The sequence below is a fragment of the Kitasatospora putterlickiae genome (genome assembly GCF_039527695.1).
GTDB classification, from domain to species: domain Bacteria; phylum Actinomycetota; class Actinomycetes; order Streptomycetales; family Streptomycetaceae; genus Kitasatospora; species Kitasatospora putterlickiae.
In genome coordinates this window covers 1-2,176 of the sequence record NZ_BAAAKJ010000013.1, presented here as the reverse complement: position 1 = coordinate 2,176, position 2,176 = coordinate 1, and the positions used below count along the sequence as shown (strand labels likewise).

The window sequence follows — 2,176 nt, the reverse complement described above, 5'->3', positions numbered from 1 at the left end:
ACGCGCTGGGCTTCGGCGAACCGGTGCGGGTCTCCCGGCTGGTGGCCGCGGCCGCCGCGAACGCCCGCGCGGCGGGCTGCGACTGGCTGCACGTCGACTTCGAACCCCACCTGCGCGACTACTACCTCGACGCCTGCGGCTTCCGTCCCACCGACGCCGGGCTGCTCCGCCTCTGACGCCCCCGCCTCCCTCCCGTCCCGTAGGCTCGGGGGATGGACGGATGGGTGGGGGCCTGGACCGGCGGACGGCGCACCGTGCACATCGGCAACGTCGCCGACTTCAACGAACAGTTCCGGCAAGGGGACGAGCCGGACCGCCGGTCCCGCCGGCTGCGCCAGGCGCACCACTACGCCGGCCTGGCCGTGGCCTACGGCCCCGACCCCGCCGCCCTGGTGCTGCCCGCCGAGGTCGACCGGGCCTGGATCGACCTGCTCGCCCGTGAACTCGACTGGGGCCAGGTCGAGTCCCACACCGGCGTCGCCCCCGACAGCACGGTGGCCCAAGCGCTCGCCGCCCGCCCCGCCCTCGCCGAACGGCTCGCCGCCGCCCCCGGCCCGGTGCTGCACTGGGGCCGCACCGCCGACCTCGGCGACGGTCCGGAACTGGCCGCGGTGCGCCGCTACGAGTCCAAGGCCGCCACCCACGAGCTGTTCACCGCCCTCGCGCCCGACCACCCCGGCGTCCGGGTGCCCCGCCAGGAGCACGCCGACACCCCGCGCCGGGCCGCCCGCCGGCTGACCGCCCGCGCCGCCCGGGGCCTCACCACCGTGCTCAAGTCCCCGCACGGCGTGGGCGGTTACGGTACCGCCGTGATCACCCCGCAGGACCTGTTCGCGGCCGGCGGCGCCCGGGCGCTGCTGCGCCGCCTGGTCCGCGAGGACGCGCTGCCGCCCGGCGGCGAGCTGCTGCTGGAGGAGTACGTGGACGGCGGACCGGCCGGCTCGGGGCGGCTGCGCGATCTCACCTTCGACGCCGTGATCGGCGCCGACGGGCGGGTGCACCCGGTCGGCGTCGGCGAGATGAGCGTCGACGGCACCCGCTACCAGGGCGTGACGGTCGGCCCGGGCACGGTGCCGCCCGGCGCCGCGGCCGTGGCCGAACGGTTCGGGCTCGCGGTGGGGGAGCGGCTGGCCGCCGCCGGCCACCGCGGCTGGTACGACGTCGACTTCGTCACCGACCGGGAGCGCGGGCTCGCCCCCACTGAGGCCAACCTGCGGCTCACCGGCCCGGCGATCGCCTTCGTGCTGCGCCACCGCCTGGACCAGGTGCGCGGCCCCGGCCACCTGGTGCGCACCCTGGACGCCATGCCGCTGGGCGCCCGGCTCTCCCAGGAGGCGCTGTTCGGGCACCTGGAGCGGCTGCGCCCGCGGTGCGAGCGGCTCGGCGCGACCGTCCTGCCGCTGATGGTGACGGCCTGCTACGAGCCGGAGCCCGCCGTCGGCCTGGCGCTCGCCGCGCGCGGCGCCGAGGCGCTGGACGCGGCGCAGGCCCTGCTCGGGTCGGCCCACCACGCGCTGGGCCGGATGTTCGAGGCGCTGCGCTGACGGCTTGGAGGCGCCGCGCCGACCGCTTCGGGGCGCTGCGCCGACGGCTTCCCGGCGCTGCGCGGACCGCCGGCGGAGTCCGGGTCAGCGCGGCTCCTTCGGCCGCCAGACGAGGAAGCGGACCAGCACCGCCGCCGCGACCATCAGCGCCACGTTGAAGACGTAGACCAGCCACACCTCGGTGGCCCACACCGTCCGGTCGGCGGTCCGGTACAGGTTGTCCTGCGGCCACCAGGCGGCCAGCAGCCAGACCACCGACAGATGGGCGGCGAACGTGAGCCCGGGCGGCCGCCCCAGCCGCCCCATCGCCGGAGCGCCGGCGAACAGCCAGGCCGCGCCGAGCCCGAACGAGGCCCACTCGAAGAGGTACAGCCCGCGGAAGAAGGCGTTGTACGGGCCCGGTACCAGCGACACGTCCGTCGAGCCCGGCCAGAGCTGCCCGGTGAGCAGCCAGGCGGCCAGCGCGAACGGCACCGCCAGCATCAGGGCCGTGCAGCCGGGTCCCGCGCCAGGGGAGGCCGTCCCCCCGCCGCCGCCTCCGCCCTTGCCCCGGTACCCCTTGCCGCCGCGCGCCCGGCTCGGCGCGCCGTGGTCGGCCGGCGCGGGCAGCGGCAGCGCGCCCCCGTCGAGCT

Annotated in this window: 1 protein-coding gene and 1 pseudogene; one reads left to right on the top strand and one right to left on the bottom strand. The window is 77.7% G+C overall.

The window, feature by feature from the left end; translation table 11 throughout:
* Nucleotides 1-212 precede the first annotated feature (212 nt).
* Entirely contained in the window at nt 213-1,544 is a 1,332-nt protein-coding gene (locus ABD308_RS01240; RefSeq protein WP_344324102.1) for an ATP-grasp domain-containing protein, read from the top strand.
* A gap of 84 nt (nt 1,545-1,628) precedes the next feature.
* Here ABD308_RS01240 and ABD308_RS01235 read toward each other — a convergent pair.
* Nucleotides 1,629-2,176 (bottom strand): annotated as a pseudogene (locus ABD308_RS01235) (hypothetical protein); the annotation flags it as partial.

Bases quoted from the DNA above. Each gene is read 5' to 3' on its own strand.
- ABD308_RS01240 (WP_344324102.1), top strand. From the start codon at position 213: ATGGACGGATGGGTGGGGGCCTGGACCGGCGGACGGCGCACCGTGCAC.